9 protein-coding genes and 1 pseudogene are annotated in these 20,073 nt (G+C 42.5%); 4 read left to right on the top strand and 6 right to left on the bottom strand.

Going from position 1 to position 20,073, the window contains the following annotated elements; translation table 11 throughout:
• Positions 1–620: 620 nt before the first annotated feature.
• Genes EAE91_RS11555 through EAE91_RS11545 form a run of 3 tightly spaced genes read left to right on the top strand, consistent with a single transcriptional unit; the run spans position 621 to position 14,859 of the window.
• Complete coding sequence (locus tag EAE91_RS11555) at positions 621–4,127, top strand: non-ribosomal peptide synthetase (protein WP_214088632.1); 3,507 nt, start codon at positions 621–623, stop codon at positions 4,125–4,127.
• Positions 4,124–8,833, top strand: coding sequence for a non-ribosomal peptide synthetase (locus EAE91_RS11550; protein WP_244868797.1), 4,710 nt, complete (start codon positions 4,124–4,126; stop codon positions 8,831–8,833). Before EAE91_RS11555 ends, EAE91_RS11550 begins: the two co-directional genes overlap by 4 nt.
• Positions 8,830–14,859, top strand: coding sequence for a non-ribosomal peptide synthetase (locus EAE91_RS11545; protein ID WP_214088631.1), 6,030 nt, complete (start codon positions 8,830–8,832; stop codon positions 14,857–14,859). The genes EAE91_RS11550 and EAE91_RS11545 overlap by 4 nt, the downstream gene beginning before the upstream one ends.
• 136 nt (positions 14,860–14,995) lie before the next feature.
• On the opposite strand, the gene EAE91_RS11540 is transcribed toward EAE91_RS11545, so the two are convergent.
• The 4 genes and pseudogenes from EAE91_RS11540 to EAE91_RS11525 form a co-directional block, all read right to left on the bottom strand.
• Complete coding sequence (locus tag EAE91_RS11540; RefSeq protein WP_214088630.1) at positions 14,996–15,280, bottom strand: helix-turn-helix domain-containing protein; 285 nt, start codon at positions 15,278–15,280, stop codon at positions 14,996–14,998.
• Positions 15,270–15,455: pseudogene (locus EAE91_RS11535) on the bottom strand (type II toxin-antitoxin system RelE/ParE family toxin); the annotation flags it as partial. The gene EAE91_RS11540 and the pseudogene EAE91_RS11535, both read right to left, overlap by 11 nt.
• A gap of 46 nt (positions 15,456–15,501) precedes the next feature.
• Positions 15,502–16,785 carry a glutamate-1-semialdehyde 2,1-aminomutase gene (gene hemL / locus EAE91_RS11530; RefSeq protein ID WP_214088629.1) on the bottom strand — a complete coding sequence of 428 codons (1,284 nt, stop codon included), beginning with the start codon at positions 16,783–16,785 and terminating at the stop codon, positions 15,502–15,504.
• Positions 16,786–16,835: 50 nt separating this feature from the next.
• Positions 16,836–17,621 carry a DUF1460 domain-containing protein gene (locus EAE91_RS11525; protein WP_214088628.1) on the bottom strand — a complete coding sequence of 262 codons (786 nt, stop codon included), beginning with the start codon at positions 17,619–17,621 and terminating at the stop codon, positions 16,836–16,838.
• A 315-nt stretch (positions 17,622–17,936) separates the two neighbouring features.
• Between EAE91_RS11525 and erpA the strand changes: the two genes are divergently transcribed.
• Complete coding sequence (erpA, locus tag EAE91_RS11520) at positions 17,937–18,281, top strand: iron-sulfur cluster insertion protein ErpA (RefSeq protein WP_036781943.1); 345 nt, start codon at positions 17,937–17,939, stop codon at positions 18,279–18,281.
• A gap of 88 nt (positions 18,282–18,369) precedes the next feature.
• Here erpA and btuF read toward each other — a convergent pair whose 3' ends face one another.
• Positions 18,370–19,197: a vitamin B12 ABC transporter substrate-binding protein BtuF gene (gene btuF / locus EAE91_RS11515; protein ID WP_244868796.1), complete on the bottom strand. Its 828-nt coding sequence runs from the start codon at positions 19,195–19,197 to the stop codon at positions 18,370–18,372.
• Positions 19,198–19,306: 109 nt separating this feature from the next.
• Positions 19,307–20,008 (bottom strand): 5'-methylthioadenosine/S-adenosylhomocysteine nucleosidase, encoded by a 702-nt coding sequence (gene mtnN / locus EAE91_RS11510; RefSeq protein WP_214088627.1) that lies wholly within the window; start codon positions 20,006–20,008, stop codon positions 19,307–19,309.
• Positions 20,009–20,073: the final 65 nt, after the last annotated feature.

Below are 20,073 nucleotides of genomic sequence, written 5' to 3'. Positions count from 1 at the left end.
CGGCCTGACTATTCTTTCGTTCAACTCTTTGGCTGGCGCGGCAGCATGGCGCTCCAACGTGGATGCTATTTTGCAAGAAATTGGACTATTGCAGGCTTGACCTTTTGTTCTAGAAAATCCTTGGATGCAATTCGTAAGACCTTCTCCTTTCGAATCACTTAGGGCGATTTATATCAACAAGCCCAAAAATATAACATTTGAATTTACATATAATCCATAACTCTATTCCAAAGAAGCTATTGATAGTTTACTCCGATATTATGAGCGATTAATGAATGCCATTATGTCCAGTCAGGAAAAAGAGAATATCAGTTGTTTTTGTGATTAATGTTTTTTAGATGCAGATTGATATTAATATCAGGTAAATAGTTAATTAATAAATAGAATATTCCTATTATCTTTTTAAATGGTTATTAACTTAGGTGTGGTTTTTATATTGTTCATCTATTAAAAAAACCTTCATATTTTCTCACTGTTTTTGATAATAAAATCAAACAACATAGCTAATGATTTTCGATGCCCATATGCTAACATGATTAGAAATTTGTTATTTTGAAATTACGGACATCATAAATAATCACTTATATAAATAATTTGATATTATATTTTCAAGGAAATATATGAAAAATGCAGTGCAAATTGTGAATGAGGCTTTAAATCAAGGAATTACTCTATTTGTTGCTGATAACCGATTACAATACGAAACTAGCCGTGATAGTATTCCAGCGGAATTATTCAATGAATGGAAAAACTATAAACAAGAGTTGATTAACTTCCTGAGCCAGATCGATGCAGAAGAAGAAATTCAAACATATCAATTACAGAATATCCAACGTGATGGCAATGCAGAACATTATCCACTCTCATTTGCTCAACAACGCCTGTGGTTTATCGATCAACTTACCGAAGGTAGTCCTCAATATAATTGTCCCGGATATTTGAGATTACGGGAACAACTGAATTTTGACGCTTTTAAGGCTGCGGTAAAAACGTTACTTGAGCGTCATGAGGCGTTACGTACCCATATTAAAATTATTGATAATGAGCCACGGCAAGTCATAGCACATTGCTATGATTTACCCATTACACGACATGATTTGACTGCATTCTCTGAAACCGAGCAAGAAGCTCAAATCAAAAGATTCAGTAAAGAAGAAGATAACTTGGTTTTTAACCTCAGTACTGATTTGATGTTGCGTATTCGCTTGATAAAACTGGCCGAAAATGATTATGTGATTATTTATACCATTCACCATATTGCCTGTGATAGTTGGTCAATAGAGATCTTTATCAATGAACTGATTACCTTATATCGCGCGTATCATAAAGGAGAAATAGCCCCATTACTGCCACTTAAAATCCAATATACCGATTATGCTCAATGGCAACGAAATTGGCTGCAAGGTGATATTCTGAAAAAACAACTGGATTATTGGCAAACCCAGTTATCAGGTATTTCTCCACTTCACCGTCTTCCACTGGATAACCCACGACCAGAGAAACAGAGTTTTGAGGGGCAGCTTAATGAACAACATATTTCAAAGGATTTAACACAAGAAATAAGAGCATTATGTCACCAACATGAAGTCACACTATTCATGTTTCTGGAGACAGCCTTTACTGTATTGCTGAGTCGTTACAGTAATGAAAAAGACATTCTGGTCGGAACACCACTTGCAGGGAGAAGACATCATGATATTGAGCCTTTGATTGGTTTTTTTGTTAATTCTCTGGTGATCAGGACGGATTTATCCGGCCAGCCCACTTTCAGTGAGTTATTAAAGCAGAACAGTCGTACTATCTTGGATGCTTATGCACATCAAGATCTGCCATTTCAAATGCTGGTAGAAAAAATGAGTCCGGGACGAAACTTAAATTATAACCCGATATTCCAAATCGCTTTTACTCTGGAGAATACTCAGTGTGATACGGTACTGGCGCAGGATAATAATATTGAGTTTGAAGAACGTCTGCTTTTGAAAGTCCGATTTGATTTGGAAATTCATATTTATGAAGAAGAGGGGGGAGGATTATCCCTGTTATGGGTTTATGACAGCAGCTTATTTAACAATATTACTATTGAAAGATTACTCGCCAATTATGAAATCTTGCTTGCTAATATTGTTAATATAATGAAGCCATGTATTGGTTCCGATCTAATACACAGGGAACCTTCTGTCCATGATATTCCACTATTAGCAGAGGCTGAAATACACACTTTATTACATGAATGGAATGGCCCACAGAATCATAGCCAGCATGGCGGCTGTTTTCATGAATTGTTTGAGGAACAAGCTGCCCGGCATCCTGAAAACACAGCCGTTATTTTTGACGGCAATTCATTAAGCTATCAGGAACTAAATAAACAAGCTAACCAGCTCGCTCATTATTTGATAGAACAAAAGATCAAACCAGAAACATTGGTCGCGCTCTGTATTCCTCGTTCAATATGCGCTGTAGTCGCGCTACTGGGAATTATTAAAGCAGGCGGTGCTTATTTGCCGTTAGATCCCAGCTATCCGAAACCTCGTCTTCAATATATGTTAGAACACAGCGAAGCTGAGTTCATTCTGACTGAAACAAATCTGATAGAAAAACTCCCAATCAGCCAGCAGAAAGTCGTCTGTTTGGATACTGAGATAATACAATCACAATTGCAGCATATGCCTACGGATAATATCGCTGAACGCCCATTCCCAATAACGGAAAATAATCTGGCTTACGTCATTTATACCTCTGGTTCTACGGGTAAACCGAAAGGGGTTTTGTTGGAACATAAGGGGTGGGTAAATCTGGCGCTTTCACAGGCGGGTTTATTTGGTGTTGATTCATATAGCCGGGGATTGCAGTTCGCTTCCTGGAGTTTTGATGCCATGATCTTAGAAATATCGATGACACTGGCGTATGGAGCCGCACTTTATTTAATTTCAGAAACCCAACAGCATAGCCCTGAATATTTGGATGAGTTAGTTGATAAACACCAGATTACCCATGCTGTATTACCTCCTGCTTTGCTGCCTTATCTGGACTTTAACAAGTGGCGTTCCGTTTCAACCTTGCTGTTAGCGGGGGAAGCGGTACCACCACAGATCGCTGTTCGTTGGTCACAGAATCGAAAACTGTTTAACGTATATGGCCCGACAGAGTGTACTGCCATTGTGACTTCCGGCTTATTAACGGATGACAAAATTACGATTGGGAAACCATTGCCTAATACCGTTATCCGTATTCTTGATCCATCAGGCAATCTGGTGCCTATTGGTGTCGCCGGGGAATTATGTATTGGCGGCATCCAACTGGCGCGTGGGTATTTGAATTCTCCTGAAACAAACGCAACGAAATTTATGACTGATTTGGCGGATAAATCCCAATCCCAACGTTTATACCGAACGGGAGATTTAGCCCGTTGGTTGTCTGATGGTAGTGTGGAATTTATTGACCGGATTGATTCTCAAGTCAAGATTAGAGGATTTAGGATTGAATTGGGAGAAATCGAAACAGCACTGGTCGGGCATGACGCCTTAAGCAGTGCCGCGGTTATTACTTATGGGAACGATAAGAGATTAATTGCCTATGTTTGTCCAACCAAAGATTGGCTGGATAAAAAAGGGCTGAAATTTAATACCGACAACCCTTCTCAATCCTCTGCTATTAAAGCTGAACTTTCAGAGCTACTTGAATCAGCACTGAAAAAACAATTACCAGAATACATGGTTCCAAGCCTTTATATTCCGCTAGAACGAATGCCACTCTCGTTAAATAACAAAGTGGACAAAAAAGCGTTGCCTATTCCAAATGAAAATGATTTCCGCCAACAAAATTATGTTGCGCCAAGAAATGAAGTGGAGAGAAAAATTAGCCAGTTATGGCAAGAAGTATTGGGAGTGAATCAAGTCAGCATTTATGACAACTTTTTCGTACTGGGTGGCCACTCTCTTCAGGCAACCCGCCTTATCAGCTTAATACGCAATGATCTAAACATTGAAATACCGTTGAGCGGTGTCTTTGAACATCCAACACTTGAGCGATTAGCACGCATCGCCACGATTCATCAGGTTAAGGAAAAAAGAAAGCATTTCCAGGCTGGGCAAGAGACAACACAGGAACTATTGGAAGGTGATATATGAAAAATGCGGCACAAATTATCAATGAAGCTTTAAATCAAGGGATTACTCTGTTTGTTATTGATAACAAACTGAAATATAAAACCAGCCGAGACAGCATTCCTCCGGAACTGCTGAGTGAATGGAAGCAACATAAACAAGAACTGATTGATTTTCTAAAGCAAATCGATTCAGAAGAGGATACCGATACTCACCGACTGCAAGGTATTCCGCGTTATGAGCGTGCGGAACATTACCCACTTTCATTTGCTCAACAGCGTTTGTGGTTAATCGATCAACTCACCGAAGGCAGTCCGCAATATAACTGCACCGGTGATTTCAGGTTGAGAGAGTCGCTTAATCTCAACGCTTTTGAGGCGGCTATAGCAACATTGCTTGAACGCCATGAATCGCTGCGTACTTATTTCAAAATTATTGATAATGAGCCTCGGCAGGTTATCGCTACTTCTTATGATTTGCCGATTACCATCCATGATCTGTCCACACTTGCAGAATTTGAGCAGCAACAACAGCTTAAACAACTCGGCGAGCAAGAGTGGAAACAAGCTGTTAATCTCAGCACTGACCTGATGCTGCGTATTCGGTTGCTAAAATTAGCAGATGATGATTATTTCATTCTCTATACGATTCATCATATCGCCTGTGATGGTTGGTCGCTGGCAATCTTTATCAGTGAGCTGCTGACATTATATCGAGCTTATTGCCAAGGCGAGGGTAATCCTCTGCCGCCATTACCCGTTCAATATACCGATTATTCCCAATGGCAACGGGATTGGCTGCAAGGGGATATTCTGGAAAAACAATTGGATTACTGGCAAAACCAATTATCAGGTATTTCACCGCTTCACCGTTTCCCGCTGGATAATCCTCGGCCAGAAAAACAAAATTTTGAAGGGAATGTTCATCCACAACGTATTTCAAAAGCGTTGACCCAAGAAATACGAGCACTGTGCGCCAAACATGAAGTGACGTTATTTATGTTTCTGGAAACGGCTTTTGCTGTGTTGTTGAGTCGTTACAGTAGTGAAAAGGATATTCTGGTTGGCATGCCGCTGGCAGGACGAAGACACCGTGACACGGAGTCTTTGATTGGATTTTTCGTCAATTCACTGGTGATAAGAACGGATTTATCCGGTCAGCCTACATTCAGTGAACTATTGAAACAAAATAGCCGCACGATCCTGGATGCTTATGCACATCAAGACCTGCCTTTTGAGATGTTGGTGGAGAAAATCAGTCCAGAACGGCATTTAAATTATAATCCTATTTTCCAGATCATGTTTGCAGTACAGAATAATCAACGGGATACAACGCTGGAACAGGATAGCATTGTTACATCGACAGAGCGTTCCCTGCTGACCACCCGATTTGATTTGGAAGTCCATATCTATGAAGAAGACGAAGGTGAGTTATCCATTGGATGGATCTCTGACACCAGCCTGTTTAGAAATGCGACCATTAGCAGATTAATCGCCAATTACGGAATTTTGCTGACCAATATTGTTGATGTGATGCAACATCATGCTGGTATCAGCGAGCCGTCCGTTCATGACCTTCCATTATTGGCGGATGCTGAACGGAATACCTTATTGCATGAATGGAGCGGGCCACAAATTCCTTATCCGACCGGGAAATGTTTCCATGAACTCTTCGAAGATCGGGTATCACAACATCCTGAAAAAAATGCACTGATTTTTGGCGATGACACCCTGAGCTATCAGTCATTAAATGAACAAGCTAACCAATTGGCTTATTATCTGCTTGAACAGGGGATCATACCGGACACGTTGGTTGCACTTTGCATACCAAGGTCATTGCAAGCTGTTGTGGCATTATTGGGTATTCTTAAAGCAGGTGGCGCTTATGTACCGTTAGACCCCAGTTATCCGAAGGCTCGCCTCCAATATATGCTGGATCACAGTGAAGTCGAATTCATCCTGACCGAAACTCACCTGGTTGAAAAACTGCCAATCAGCCAGCAGAAAGTTATTTGCCTGGATACAGAGACAGTACAGTCTCAGCTACAACATATGCCTACGGATAATATTACTGAGCGTCCATTTCCGCTCACGGAAAATCATCTGGCTTATGTGATTTATACTTCCGGCTCTACCGGTAAACCGAAAGGGGCGATGCTGGAACATAAAGGGTGGGTTAATCTGGCATGCTCACAAGCAGATTTATTTGGCATTGACTCACATTGCCGGGGGTTGCAATTTGCCTCCTGGAGTTTTGACGCCATGATCTTAGAGATGTCTATGACATTGGCCTATGGCGCAACACTGTATTTGATTTCCGAAACCCAACGTCGTTCCCCTGAATTGCTGGATGAAGTGGTTGAAAAACATCAGATAACCCATGCGGTACTACCACCAGCACTGCTTCCGCATCTGAATTTTAACCAATGGCGTTCTGTCTCAACTTTACTTTTGGCGGGGGAAGCAGTGCCACCACAGATTGCTGCTCGTTGGTCACAGAATAGAAACCTGTTTAACGTATATGGCCCGACAGAATGTACATCCATTGTCACCACAGCTTTACTGACTGACGAGAAGATTACGATTGGAAAACCGTTGCCTAACGTTGTGATGCGTATTCTTGATTCGGAAGGTAATTTGGCTCCGATGGGCGTTATCGGGGAACTGTATATTGGCGGCGTTCAGTTAGCACGCGGTTACCGAAACTCACCGGAAATCACAGCAAGGCAGTTTATCTGTGATCCATTCAGTCCACACTCAACGGATGGCGGAGAAAACAGGCTTTATCGAACTGGCGATTTAGTACGCTGGACACCGGATGGTCAATTGGAATTTATCGGCCGGGTTGACTCTCAGGTTAAGATCCGTAGTCACCGCATCGAGTTGGGTGAAATCGAGACCGTTTTGTCCGGGCATGATGCTTTAAGTAGCGCGGTTGTGATCGCTTATGGTCAAGATGAAGATAAAAAACTCATTGCGTATGTTTGCCCAAGTACAGGGTGGTTAGGTGAGAAAGCGGTTGAATTTAACGCAAGCAGCGTTGAGAACTGGACAGAAATTTTTGATGAGCAGTACCGTCAATCTACAACGGCTAGTACTCAAAAAGGGAGCGCTCAGAAAGGTGATGTAGTCGCATCAGACAGTGATTTCGGCGGCTGGATGAACAGCTATAGTGAACAGCCGATTGTCCTTGAGCAAATGGAGGAATGGTTAGCAGGAATCATGCACAGGATTAAAGCCCTGCATCCTCATCGCTTACTGGAAATTGGTTGTGGTACCGGATTATTGTTGTATCGCTATGCTGAATGGTGCGAATCAGTGGTGGCTACCGATATTTCGGCTGAGGTTTTAAATCGGCATCAACACATCCTGCAACAACGTGGCTGGTCACATGTGCAGCTCAGAAGAGGCGATGCGCTTAACTTAGGAACATTGAGCGCCGATGAATTTGATACGGTCGTGATTAACTCTGTGGTCCAATATTTCCCCAATGTTCAATATCTGGAAAAAGTACTTGAACAGTTAATACCGGCGGTTGAAGCGGGTGGGAAAATTTTGCTCGGAGATATCCGCAATTTAGATCTATTAACCGCCCATGCTACAGCGATAGAGCAAAGTCATCTTAACGGGCAGCGTATTCAGGTGGGGACGCTGGCGAACCGTATTCAGCGGCGTTTACAACAAGAACCCGAGTTTTTACTCAGTCCGACTTATTTTGCCCAATTACCGGAGCGTTACCCTGAAATTGGCCGGGTTGATATTCTGGTTAAACGTGGCATCGGCGACAATGAGATGTTGCGTTATCGTTACGATGTCATATTGCACAAAAGGAATGAAAATACCGAATTTTGTAATGAATTGTTTTCAAATTGGCATAATTTCGATTCTTTTGAAAGTCTGCGTAATTTGTTACAGATAGGCACGGAGGATATATTGGGTGTTTCAGGTATCCCCAACGCCAGAATTAAAGATGACCTCACTTTGGCAGAAGGGCTACGTCATTGGTCAGCTAACCAGATGATAATGCCACCAGAAAATGCCGGCAGTTTCTCCCCACAGACGTTACAACAGGTTCAGGAATTCGAATCTTTACTGCAATACGCTGAACAATATGGTTATCAATGCGGCGTCACGTGGTCACAACAGCAACCTGATTTGCTGGATGTAATTTTTAGTCGTGGAGAGCTACCACCTGTACAAGCACGTACTGACTATAATCAAACCCATTTAGCTAATTATCCGCAAATTTCGGCTATTAGTGGGGAACTGTCAGAATTACTCGAATCCGCACTGAAACAACAATTGCCAGAATATATGGTTCCAGGTCTCTATATTCCACTGGAACGAATGCCGCTCACATTAAATAACAAAGTGGACAAAAAAGCGTTACCGATCCCAAATGAAGACGATTTACGCCGACAAAATTATGTAGCGCCAAGAAATGAAATAGAAATTAAGATCGGTCAATTATGGAAGCGGTTATTGAATGTCAGCCAAGTCGGCATCTATGACAATTTTTTCACCTTGGGTGGACATTCACTTCAAGCAACGCGCCTTATTAGTTCAATACGCAACGAATTAGAAATAGAAGTTCCGTTGAGAAGTGTTTTTGAACACCCGACACTTGAGCAGCTATCACAGGTGGTCACGATTCATCTTATCAAAGAAAAAAGAAAACATTTCCAGGCCGGGAAAGAAACAGCGCAAGAACTATTGAAAGGTGATATATGATAAATGCCGCGCGAATTATCAATGAGTCTTTAGAGCAGGGAATTACTCTGTTCGTTACTGATAATCGTTTACAATACGAGACTAGCCGCAGCAGTATTCCACCCGCTTTGCTCAGTGAATGGAAACAGCATAAACAGGAGTTGATGGATTTTCTGAACCAGCTCGATGCAGAAGAGCAAACTCAAACGCATCACTTTTTGCAAGATATTCAGCGTGATGGTAAAGCAGAACATTATCCGCTTTCATTTGCCCAACAACGACTATGGTTTATTGATCAACTGGATGGAGGCAGTCGCCAATATAACTGTATGGGGGATTTCAAACTGCGGGAATCCATTAACATAGAGGCGTTTAAGGCAGCCATTAAGGCATTACTTGAACGCCATGAAGTCTTGCGTACCCAGTTTAAAATCATCAATAACGAACCGCGGCAATTTATTGCCACGGATTTCGATTTACCGATTACACATTATGATTTATCTGCGTTGTCTGAAACTGAGAAAAACGATCAGGTAAAACAAATTAGTAAGGAAGAAGAAAATCTAATTTTCAATCTTAATACAGATTTGATGCTGCGCATTAGGTTAATAAAATTGGCAGAAGATGATTATCTTATTATTTATACGATACATCATATCGCCTTCGATGGCTGGTCGATGGCAATATTTCTCCATGAATTTTTCACGCTATACAAAGCTTATTGTCAGGGTAAGGCAAATCCGCTATCGCCGCTGAGAATTCAATATGCCGATTATGCCCAGTGGCAACAGGGCTGGTTGCAAGGTGATGTGCTGAAAAAACAACTGACATATTGGCAGCATCAGTTAGCCGGAATTTCACCTGTCCACCGTGTGCCGCTGGATAATCCACGGCCAGAGAAACAAAATATCGAAGGACGGCTTCATCTACAGCGTATTTCAGCACATCTTACCCAAGCAATCAGAGCATTATGCACCAAACATAACGTGACACTATTTATGTTCCTGGAAACGGCTCTTACCGTATTACTGAGCCGCTATAGCAATGAAAAAGATATTCTGGTTGGAACAGTCATTGCCGGCAGACAACATCCTGATATTGAACCTCTGATCGGTTTTTTTGTTAATTCATTGGCTATCAGAACAGATTTATCCGGTCAGCCGACGTTCAGTGAATTATTAAAACAAAACAGCCGTACCATTCTAGATGCTTATGAACATCAAGATTTGCCGTTTGAGATGTTGGTGGAAAAGCTCAGCCCGGAACGGAACCTAAACCATAATCCCATCTTCCAAATCATGTTTGCAGTACAGAATAACCGACGTGACGCAATACTGGGACAGGATGATATGATTGAACTCGGAGATAATTTATTTAGAACAACCCGGTTTGATTTGGAAATTCATGTTTTTGAAGAAGAGCAGACAGGCGAATTATCTATAGTATGGATTTCAAATACCAGTCTGTTCGATAGTCGTACTATTGAAAGATTTATCGCCAATTACGAAACCTTGCTTTCTGGCATTGTTGAGGTAATGACAGATGATTCAGTCAATAAAGCGCCCTCCATTCATGAACTGCCATTATTGGCAGAAGCTGAAAAGCATACTTTGCTGCATGAATTAAATGGGCCACAGAACCATTACTCACAAGGGCGTTGCTTCCATGAGCTGTTTGAAGAACAGGTGGCACTGAATCCTGAAAAAACCGCGCTGGTTTTTGGTGAGGAAACCTTAAGTTATCAGGCGGTTAATGCTCGGGCCAATCAATTGGCGCATTACCTGATTGAGCAAGGTATCCAGCCGGATACCTTGGTTGCAATTTGCCTTCCCCGGTCGTTGCAAACGGTGGTTGCACTGCTAGGCATCCTCAAAGCTGGTGGTGCTTATGTGCCTTTGGATGCCAGTTATCCGCAAGCGCGCTTGCAATACATGCTGGCGCACAGCGGGGCTGAATTTATCCTGACCGAAACACCGCTGGTTGATAAATTACCTATCAGTCAGCAACGAGTTATCTGTCTGGATGCCGAAACGGTACAGTCACATGTGCAAAACCTGCCTACAGGCAATATCGTTCATCGTCCAGTGCCCCTGACAGAAAATCATTTGGCCTATGTCATTTATACCTCTGGCTCTACCGGCCGACCAAAAGGTGCGATGCTGGAGCACAAGGGGTGGGTGAATCTGGCGCAAGCACAAGCCACGCTATTTGGTGCGGATGCTGATGTTCGCGGGTTGCAGTTTGCTTCCTGGAGCTTCGACGCCGCAGTGTTGGAAATGGCAATGACCTTGGCCTATGGCGCTACATTGTATTTGATTTCAGAAACACATCGCCGCTCGCCTGAATGGTTGGATGAGATGGTTGAAAAACACCACATTACCCATGCCGTACTCCCGCCGGCGCTGTTGCCTCATTTGGATTTCAATAAATGGCGCACAGTTTCAACCTTGTTGCTGGCAGGAGAAGCTGTGGCACCGCATATCGCCGCGCAGTGGTCGCAGGGCAGAAAGCTGTTTAACGTTTATGGCCCAACAGAGTGTACTTCGATTGTGACCTCCGCCTTATTAACAGCAAATAAGCGAGTGACGATTGGAAAACCGTTGCCGAATACCGTGATGCGAATCTTGAATGCCGACGGTAATCTGCTGCCTCTTGGGGCTATTGGGGAACTGCATATCGGCGGCATTCAACTGGCGCGTGGTTACCGGAATGCACCGGATATCACGGAAAAACAGTTTATCCGAGATCCTTTCAGTACTAACCCGGCAGACCGACTTTACTGTACTGGTGATTTAGTACGCTGGACGCCGGAAAGTGAGTTGGAGTTCATTGGCCGCCGGGATTCGCAGGTCAAAATTCGCAGCCATCGCATTGAATTGGGGGAAATCGAGTCGGTGCTGGCGGGGCAGGAGATTTTAAGTAATGCAGCCGTGATCGTTGATGGTCACGACAATGAGGACAGGAAACTCATTGCTTATGTTTGCCCGAGTACCAATTGGCTGGCGGAGAAAGCAGCCGATTTTAATGGTGATTACATTGAAAGCTGGACAGAGATCTTTGATGGTCAGTATCGGCGGGAGATAACAGAAAATATTGTTACCGATACTACTGATAAGAGCGATGGCGATAGTGATTTTAATGGTTGGATAAATAATTATACCGAACAGCCGATTGCATTGGACCAAATGGAAGAATGGCGGACGGGCGTCATGCAGCGGATTGAATCCCTGCGCCCCGGCCGCTTATTGGAAATCGGCTGTGGGTTGGGCTTATTGTTGTATCGCTATGCTGAACGGTGCGAATCAGTATTGGCCACGGATATTTCAGCGGAGGTATTGGCACGTCACCAGAAAATGTTGCAACAGCGTGGCTGGTCACATGTGAAACTAATCAGGGGGGATGCACTGAATTTAGGCACCATCACGCCTGATCAGTTCGATACCGTTGTGATGCATTCCGTTGTTCAATACTTCCCCAACATTCAATATCTGGAAAAAGTCATTACCCAGTTATTGCCTGCGGTTAAAACCGGAGGAAAAATTCTGCTAGGAGATATCCGTAACTTAGATTTGTTAACTGCACATGTAACAGCCATTGAGAAAAATCGCCTGAATGGGCAACGTATTTCGGTGGGTACGTTGGCAAACCGTATTCAACAGCGTCTACAGAAAGAAAAAGAGTTTTTATTGAGTCCAACCTATTTTGCACAATTGCCGACGCGTTACCCTGAAATTGGCCGAGTTGATATTTTGGTTAAACGTGGTGTTGGCGACAATGAAATGCTGCGCTATCGTTATGAAGTGATATTACATAAGTGCGATAAAAATGCGGAATTATGTTGCGATTTACCCCTAACTTGGTGTGATTTTAATTCTATTGAAGATCTCTGTAATGTGTTGGAGACAGGGAAATTCGATACATTTGGTGTCTCAGGTATTCCTAATGCCCGTATTAAAGATGATTTTGATTTAGCGGAAGGGCTACGCCATTGGCCATCTGATCAGATTGTTTCTCTACCAAAAGATGCCGGCGGTTTTTCTCCAGAAGCCGCAGAGCAAGTTTTGGCCCTCGAATCCTTACTTCAATATGCGGAACAGAGCGGCTACCAGTGTGAACTTACATGGTCACAGCAGCAGCCTGATTTACTGGATGTGATTTTCAGCCGTGGCGAATTACCTCAAGTGCAGGCGCGTTCAGATTACAGCCAAACACATTTAGCTAATTATCCGCAACTTTCGGCTATTAGTGGAGAACTCGCAGAGCTACTGGAATCCGCCTTAAAAAAACAACTGCCGGATTATATGGTACCCAGTCTCTATATCCCATTGGAACGTATTCCACTGAATTTGAACAATAAAGTGGATAAAAAAGCGTTACCTATTCCGAATGAAAATGACTTACGTCGTCAGGCTTATATCGCACCGAGAGATGAAATCGAGGAAAAACTCTGTCAGTTATGGCAAGAACATCTAAAAATCAATCAAATTGGTATTTATGATAATTTCTTCTCACTGGGTGGTCACTCACTCTTAGCAGTTAAAATAACCGCTGCTATAAGAGATACGTTAACCAATGATTTCAGTATGTATGAGTTGTTTGCAAATCCAACCATTGCACAGATTGCAAGTGTAATTCGTCACAGTCATAAGCACGAAATATCCGCACCGAAGACAACACACAATATATCTGATCACAATACATTTGATGGAAAAATGCCTATTTCTTATTGTCAGAAAATGTATTGGTATTTTGTTCAAGAAGCGTTGTTGGAGGACAGTTTTCACGTGCCCGTTACTTTGCTGATGGAAGGAGAATTGAATCACAGTGTGTTGGAAAAAAGTTTAAATACCATCTTAGCGCGACATGAAAGTTTACGTTTTAAGTTTTATAAAGAAAATGAGCAGATTTTCATGCAGCCTGATAACAGTATGAAAATCAATCTTCAAGTTATCGAAGCATTACCAAGAGGAATCGAGAGAGACCAAATTATTATTGAAATTAACAAGCTCTGGGAAGAGAAATTAAGAACACCTTTTGATGTTTATAATGGTCCGTTAATTAAGACATTCTTACTACCTGTTTCGGAGACAATCACGGTATTATTGATTGATATACACCATATTATTTCCGATGGCTGGTCTGTTAATATCATTATGAATGAGTTTAAACAGTTATATACTGCTTATTCTCAGGGGCAAGAAAACACATTGCCACCCGTTGCCATGCAATATTCTGGTTATGTTTATGACTTGCAAGAAATCCATGCGACTGAGGTAGCTAAAAAACAAATTAAATTCTGGCAACAACAATTTTCTGATGTTAATCCAGAACGCGATTTTCCAGTTTCTTTCAGAAAACATTTGGCTTCAAAATATCGGTCTCATGCCCGTGATATCAAAATACCTGATTCGCTGGATAAAGCTGTTTTGCAATATTGTGAAGCTCATAAGCTCACACCTTATATGTTATTTATGGCTTTGTTCCACACTTGTCTTTTTATGCACTCCGGTGAATCACAGCATATTGTTACCTCACCAAAAGCTGACCGAACTCGCATCGAAAGCCATCAAACAATAGGATTATTCCTGGGTGACTTGATAGTAAAATCCAATATCAGTAAGGAAATGAGCCTACAAGGAATCATTAAGCAGGTTAGTCAATCTATTCATCGTGCTATAGAGAATTCTAATATCCACATGTCTGTCGTGATTGACGCGGTGGGAGAAAAGGCGAGGGAGGGTATATTTAACGTTCTGTTTAACTATTTGGATGCACAAAATTTCTATGATTTTATCGATGTGTCTAAAGATGAAAAATTATCATTGCCAAACCTTGATGTGGAAGTGATAGATACCGAAATAATTCCCTTTGAATCACTTGGGATGAATTTCTTATATTTGCCACAGAATATCAAGTGTGAACTCAATTACAATCCGGAACTGTATACAGAAGCAGTCATTGATAAGATGGCTATATATTATGAACGACTGTTAAACGTCATCGTATCCGGCCAAGAAAAAGAGAGTATCAGTCAGTTTTATGATTAAATTTTTCTGAGATATGAAAAGATTGGCCTCAGGGATGAGGCCAATCGTGACATCTGAATACGAATATGCCGCTGTATATACCCGTCATTCTTTACCATAAAGTTTGATTAAGATATCAGGTATTGGGATTAACGTATTATGCGATAGTAATTTTGAGATTTACTCCACAGGCTGCTGCATAGCGTTCAAGTGTTGCAATACTTGCTTTCATTGGGTTTTTTTCAACCTTAGCTACTGCCGGTGGAGTAATTCCTAGTCGTTCGGCTAACTGCGAACTATTAATACCTGCTTTCTGTTTCATGTTTTGAATGAGCTCGTAGAGTTCTTCTTCCTGTTTAGCAGCTTCATAAGCGGTCTGAGCTTTGGGGGATGAGAGGGCTTGCGCCTTCACTTCTGAAAATGGAATACCCTTAACTTTCATCTGTCATTTCCTCTAATCTTTGTAATGCCAGTTTGATTTCTGTCGGTGGAGTCTTCGGGGTTTTCTTTATAAATGTGCGAAGTATATAAATTCTTCTTCCCTTAGCATAAGCAAAAATTGTTCTGGTGATGTCTTTGTTGCCTACTCTCAGTTGAAATAGACCGTCTCTTAAAAGAATAAGCGCCGTAAAAATACGGCGCTATTATTTGAAAATAAAGAAATTATTTCAGCTTGGCGAAGCAGCGAGTGGCCGCATCAACAGTACGCTGAATATCTTCATCCGTGTGAGCAATAGACATAAAACCTGCTTCAAATGCAGAAGGCGCTAAATAAACTCCTTCATCAAGCATCAGGTGGAAGAAATGTTTAAAACGCTCAATATCGCAATTCATCACATCCTGATAGCAAGTGACGGTTTCTGCATCAGTAAAGAAAATGCCGAACATACCGCCGACATGGTTAACCACCAGAGGAATACCGGCTGCTTTTGCTGCTTTCGTCAGGCCAGCCGCCAGATTATCTGTTAGCTCGGTTAAACGTTGATGTACACCGGGTTGAGACACTTCTTTCAGACAAGCAAGACCGGCAGCCATTGCAATCGGATTGCCGGATAGGGTTCCCGCTTGATAGACAGGACCAATTGGCGCTAATTTCTCCATCACTTCATAACGTCCACCGAAAGCGCCAACGGGCATACCGCCGCCAATGATTTTGCCAAGGCAAGTTATATCGGGTTCGACACCGTAATAAGATTGTGCGCCGGAGAGAGCGACGCGGAAACCGGTCATCACTTCATCGATAATCAACAGAGCGCCGAACTCATCACACAACGCGCGTAGACCGGGCAGGAATTCTGGTTGTGGCGGTACGCAGTTCATATTACCCGCAACCGGTTCGACAATAATACAGGCGATCTCTTCGGGATATTTTTCAAACGCTTCTCGAACTGAACTCAAATCGTTATAGGTACAAGTTAGCGTATGTTTGACGAAATCAACCGGGACGCCTGGCGAGTTGGGTTGGCCGATGGTCAACGCGCCAGAACCGGCTTTCACCAGCAGGCAATCAGCATGGCCGTGATAGCAACCTTCGAATTTGATGATCTTATCGCGGTTGGTATAGCCACGGGCCAGACGAATAGCACTCATGGTCGCCTCTGTGCCTGAGTTAACCATGCGCACCATATCCATCGATGGTACCAGTTCAGTCACCAATTGCGCCATTTCCACTTCGGTGGCGGTGGGAGCGCCAAAACTCAATCCTTGCTCTGCGGCTTTGATAACGGCATTACGGATAGCGCTGTGGTTGTGTCCCAGCACCATTGGCCCCCAGGAACCGACATAATCGATATAGGCTTTACCATCAACATCATAGAGATAAGCGCCATCAGCATGTTTGATAAACAGCGGAGTACCGCCAACACCATTAAATGCTCGTACCGGAGAGTTGACGCCGCCGGGAATAAGTTGTTTTGCCTGAGAATAGAGGATGTCGGATTGGCTCATGAAAGGCTCCTGAATCTATTTTTAAGTGGGTTGGTCGTTTGCACCTCGGATTATAATGCTCTTAGAACGATAATTCCGGGTTTATTCTTTACGTAATCAAGAAATGGTGAATCGACAACTTTTTTATTCGCGGCAAGTGAGGATGCATTTCTCAGCATTGGGCCATGATCTGTCATAATAAAAATCCCGGTATGTGTGACATCCAGCCCGGCAAGATGGGTATATATTCCTATATAATCGCCTGTTCTTAGGTTCTTAATAACATCATCGTTAACTTTATCCCCTGGAATATATTTGATATCTCTTTGGGTAACACCCAGTCCGGGGATATATTCGCTGCCATCAGCCTTTTTATTCAGGCTTTTTGTGATTTTTATGTAAGAAGAACTTATTTCATCCGTTACATCTTTGGCATTTAATTTTTCTCTGGTTGACCAATCGGTAAAGAAGTGTTTTCTTTGCAAAAAGCTAATCTTTCCATCGATATATCTTGTTTGGATGAGATTTTTTACAAAATCGTTTTGGTCGTTGGATTTCCTTAGCGATTCTACATAATCAAGGAAAGTAAAGCAGTCTAGCCCGTTGAAGTCTATAACTAATTTTTCAGGTTCAGTAGGGGAGCCAATAAGTTTGTTTGCGGCATAAGGCGTGCCCAGAAATTGATAAGAGACGTTTTTTATTATTTCGCCTGGATTATCTTTGTTTCCCGGTTTTACTTGGTTTTCTATAATTTCATTAATTTTTTTCGAGGTATCGCTGTCAATATCGGCTTGTTTGCTATGAACGGCACAGCCTGCTAAGGTGACGATAAGCATAAGTGGCAACATTTTTCGCATAGGAACTCCGTGTGATTACTTTGAAAAATATTCAATAAAGTAACTAATCATGATGATTAATCAACACTTTTTCCTTCTTACCGTTAATTGATTGACTAAGGGTTTAACTATAGTGGCGGCTTACTATCTATATGAGGCTATCGTAATAGGCCAATAGTAAGCCAAAGGTGTGATAATTTTTTGGCGGTTGGTGTGTTACCAAAATGACAAAACTTGAACCAACCAATCAGGTATTGGATAATTCGAACTATTAATAATTGGCAAATTTTGTAGTCTCCTGAACATTTTTGCCGAGTTTTAGCTGGAGTAAAAATGATGAGCGATGATATCGCATTACCTTTGCAGTTTACGGATGCCGCGGCTAACAAAGTGAAAATCTTAGTTTCGGATGAAGAAAACCCAAACTTGCGTTTACGGGTTTATATCACCGGTGGCGGTTGCAGCGGTTTTCAGTATGGTTTTACCTTTGATGATCAAATAAATGAAGGTGATATGACCATTGAGAAACAGGGGGTGGAGCTGGTTGTTGATCCGATGAGCCTACAATATTTAGTTGGCGGTTGTGTTGATTATACCGAAGGTCTGGAAGGTTCACGTTTTATCGTCACCAACCCTAATGCGAAGACAACCTGTGGTTGTGGTTCTTCTTTCAGTATCTGATTTCAGTCGATTTCCCGCGATAGGTTTGTGAATATAATATGACCTGTTTGCGGGATATTCCTGCCATCTTTTGAATGATTCTGATTGATCAGGAACCATTATCGTTCAATTGCTGGCATAGCTGTTCGGCTGCCAGAATGATGCGCGGTCCCGCGCGGTGAAACCAATCTTCATTTAATGTAATTACTTTGGCACGCAATTGTGGATGCCAGAAGTTTTCAATTAATTTGACCTGTTTTTGTCCGCCACTGATAACAATTATCTCAGGTTTCCTGATGAGTACTTGTTCCCGACTGACTTGGGGCCAGGGGACAGGGCTGTTGGCAAAAATATTTCTGCCGCCACAGATTGAAAGCACTTCACTTTGCAGTGTATGCCTTGAAGCGGTGAACAGAGGATAAGTACCGAATTGTAAAAAGACTGGTTTGGGGGTTGTAGCGGCATATTTTTGTTGCAAATTGGCAAATCGTTGACGCAGTTCAGTCGCAGATTTTTTTGCTTGCTCTGGGTGAGAGCTATATTCAGCTAGCCGTTCTAAATCCTGTGCTATCTGTTCGGTGGTTGTGGGATCGGAATAAAAGATTTTAATGCCAAAAGTAGCAAGTTGTTCCAGTGGACGTTGGGGATTACCGCCACGCCATGCCAGAATCAGATCAGGTTTAAGGGTAATAATGCGTTCCAGATTGATGCCTTGCCAGTTGGCTACTTGCTCAAGTTTACGGGCTTGAGGGGGATAATCAGAATAGGCGCTAGCGGCAATCAGATTGTCGCCTAATCCTGCGGCGTAGGCTAATTCAGTGGTTGACGGAGATAAACTGATGACTCGTAAGGGAGTGGCATACAGAAAATGGCTGAAACTACTGAGAAACAGTAAAAACGATAACCCAATTGAACTCGCGCTTTTTATCCATTTCATTAGGTATGCTCTTTAAAATTATGTTCTTTAAGACTATGTTCTTTAAAACATTAAATAGGTTGCTCGCAAACACGCCCGAAAATATTAATCAGGGCGCGTCAGTAATATATTATTTATCTTTACTCAGAGTTGTCAGCATTGCATTGACCATCAATGTAGATTGACGGGCTGCCACGGCAAGAAATTCATCAAAGCTGATATGAGATTCTTTATCTGCCACATCAGAGATAGCGCGTACAACGACAAACGGAGTATTGTATTGGTGGCAGACATGCCCAATCGCTGCTGCTTCCATTTCTACCGCCGTCACTTGTGGGAACGTCGCCCGGATACGCGCCAGAGGTTCCGCGCCATTAATAAATGCATCACCACTGCAAATCAGCCCACGCACTGCGTTCAGATTCAGTGAATGAATACACTCTTCCGCCAGGGCAATTAACTGGTCATCCGCCACAAAAGCCGGGGGGCATTGTGCCATTTGACCGGGTTCATAACCGAAAGCAGTGACATCAGCGTCATGATAGCGAACTTCGCTGGATACCACGATATCACCGATTTGTAGCTTCGGATCAAGGCCGCCTGCCGATCCGGTGTTAATAATCACATCAGGCTGACAGTGTTCAAGCAGCAAAGTCGTACCAATTGCGGCAGAAACTTTACCAATACCGGATTTTAACAGTGCGATCTCCACGCCGTTGAGCTTACCGGTATAAATTTCGCAACCACCTCGTGACAGTGTTTGGCAATCTTCAATTTGATCGCGCAGTAAAGTCACTTCTTGTTCCATAGCACCTATCACGCCTACTTTCATGATGTCATACTCGCTGTTGATTAATTAATCATATAAAATCATCTCGTGTTTGAGTTTAACATTTA

This window comes from Photorhabdus noenieputensis, assembly GCF_018448935.1.
GTDB classification, from domain to species: Bacteria; Pseudomonadota; Gammaproteobacteria; order Enterobacterales; family Enterobacteriaceae; genus Photorhabdus; species Photorhabdus noenieputensis.
Note: the sequence above shows the minus strand (reverse complement) of the source record. Positions and strands in the feature narration are given on the sequence as shown.

Excerpts from the sequence above, each read along its gene's own strand:
- EAE91_RS11555 (WP_214088632.1), top strand. The coding sequence starts at position 621 with ATGAAAAATGCAGTGCAAATTGTGAATGAGGCTTTAAATCAAGGAATT.
- EAE91_RS11525 (WP_214088628.1), bottom strand. The coding sequence starts at position 17,621 with ATGCGAAAAATGTTGCCACTTATGCTTATCGTCACCTTAGCAGGCTGT.
- btuF (WP_244868796.1), bottom strand. The coding sequence starts at position 19,197 with ATGAAATGGATAAAAAGCGCGAGTTCAATTGGGTTATCGTTTTTACTG.
- mtnN (WP_214088627.1), bottom strand. The coding sequence starts at position 20,008 with ATGAAAGTAGGCGTGATAGGTGCTATGGAACAAGAAGTGACTTTACTG.
- EAE91_RS11540 (WP_214088630.1), bottom strand. The coding sequence starts at position 15,280 with ATGAAAGTTAAGGGTATTCCATTTTCAGAAGTGAAGGCGCAAGCCCTC.
- hemL (WP_214088629.1), bottom strand. The coding sequence starts at position 16,785 with ATGAGCCAATCCGACATCCTCTATTCTCAGGCAAAACAACTTATTCCC.
- EAE91_RS11550 (WP_244868797.1), top strand. The coding sequence starts at position 4,124 with ATGAAAAATGCGGCACAAATTATCAATGAAGCTTTAAATCAAGGGATT.
- erpA (WP_036781943.1), top strand. The coding sequence starts at position 17,937 with ATGAGCGATGATATCGCATTACCTTTGCAGTTTACGGATGCCGCGGCT.
- EAE91_RS11545 (WP_214088631.1), top strand. The coding sequence starts at position 8,830 with ATGATAAATGCCGCGCGAATTATCAATGAGTCTTTAGAGCAGGGAATT.